Below are 1377 nucleotides of genomic sequence, written 5' to 3' on the forward strand. Positions count from 1 at the left end.
GCGATTACTTCTAGTTCTTCCAAGTCATCTTGAATTGGAGCTATACTATAAAAGTGGACAGAAAATTGTGTGTTATAATCTGTCTATTAAGACACAAAAATGAAAGGTGGAAAGGTTATAATAAACTAGACACAAAGTTAAGAGAAATCGTGGAAAGGTTTATTATGGCAAGAAGAAAATTCGATAAACAATTTAAAAATTCTGCAGTAAAACTCATTCTTGAAGAGGGTTTCTCTGTTAAAGAAGTCAGCCAAGAGCTTGAGGTTCATGCCAATAGTCTTTATCGCTGGGTTCAAGAAGTTGAAGAATATGGAGAAAGTGCTTTTCCAGGCAATGGGACAGCCCTAGCTGATGCCCAACATAAGATTAAATTGTTAGAGAAAGAAAATCGTTATCTTCAGGAGGAACTTGAACTTCTAAAAAAGTTCCGGGTCTTCTTGAAGCGAAGCAAGTAAAACGTTTTGAATTTCTCTTGAAACATCATGGGAAGATAAAAATTAAACATGCAGTAAAAGTTCTTAAGGTTTCTCGCTCAGGTTTCTATGAATACATGCATCATCGTCCTTCAAAACAACAAGTGGAGAGAGAAATTCTCTCAGAGAAGATAAAAGCTGTCTTTCATGAGCATAAGGGACGCTATGGTGCGGTTAGAATTACCAAGGTACTTCATAATACTGGTATTATGACCAACACGAAACGTGTTGGGAAACTGATGCACTTGATGGGACTTTATGCCAAGGGAAGCCGTTATAAATATAAACATTACAACAGAAAAGGAGCTTCGCTTTCAAGACCCAATTTAATTAATCAGATCTTTAAAGCAACAGCTCCTAATAAAGTATGGCTGGGAGACATGACCTATATCCCTACCAAAGAAGGCACCTTATACTTAGCCGTGAATATCGACGTTTTTTCACGTAAGATTGTAGGCTGGTCAATGTCTTCACGGATGCAAGATAAACTGGTGAGGGATTGCTTCTTGCAAGCTTGTGGGAAAGAACATCCTCAGCCTGGCTTGATTGTCCATACTGATCAAGGGAGTCAATATACAAGCTCTCGTTATCAATCTACTCTTCGTCAAGTCGGTGCTCAATCTAGCATGAGTCGTAAAGGAAATCCATATGACAATGCAATGATGGAGTCTTTTTATAAGACGCTAAAGAGGGAGCTTATTAATGATGCTCATTTTGAGACAAGAGCTGAGGCTACTCAAGAAATATTTAAATACATTGAGACCTATTACAATACAAAAAGGATGCATTCAGGTCTTGATTATAGGTCTTCAAAAGACTTTGAAAAATATAATTCTTAAATTCTCTTAACTCCGTGTCTAGTTTTTCGTTGACTTTCCAAAAATATAGCTCATTTTGTGTCTAA

General features: G+C 37.0%; 1 protein-coding gene. It reads left to right on the forward strand.

Annotated elements, in window-relative coordinates:
* Nucleotides 1-164 precede the first annotated feature (164 nt).
* A protein-coding gene (locus ACWD1Z_RS37625; protein WP_451125436.1) for an IS3 family transposase occupies nt 165-1312 on the forward strand; the annotation gives its coding sequence in 2 pieces (ribosomal slippage) (nt 165-417 and nt 417-1312; 1149 coding nt in all).
* Nucleotides 1313-1377 lie beyond the last annotated feature (65 nt).

The sequence above is a fragment of the Streptomyces sp. NPDC002784 genome (genome assembly GCF_053592135.1).